Source organism: Martelella sp. UBA3392, from assembly GCF_002358775.1.
Classification (GTDB): domain Bacteria; phylum Pseudomonadota; class Alphaproteobacteria; order Rhizobiales; family Rhizobiaceae; genus Martelella; species Martelella mediterranea.
In genome coordinates, this window is the sequence record NZ_DEPM01000207.1 from 21,866 (window position 1) to 22,150 (window position 285).

General features: G+C 64.6%; 1 protein-coding gene. It reads left to right on the forward strand.

What is annotated here, in order from left to right; all coding sequences use genetic code 11:
• Positions 1 to 285 (forward strand): hypothetical protein (locus tag B4E36_RS16250; RefSeq protein WP_345900575.1); only part of this gene is annotated, 285 nt, incomplete at both ends.

The window sequence follows — 285 nt, forward strand, 5'->3', positions numbered from 1 at the left end:
CCCTCGACGGAGGCGCCAAGGGGCAGGACTGGAACTGGAAGACCGAGCCGTTTCATCACGCGCCCGCCGGCGACAAATATCTCGCCGTGTTGCATGAGGCCGATCATTTTCTCGGCGGCATGACCGATAACGACCCGACGCCCGGCCACCCCGCCCAGCGCGAAGCGGTCTCCATGCTGACCCTCGCCTTCCTTGACGCCCATCTTGCGGATGACGAAAAAGCGCGCGCATGGCTTACCGCGCTTGACGACCGCATCGCCGACTGGCCCGCACAGTTCATGCGAA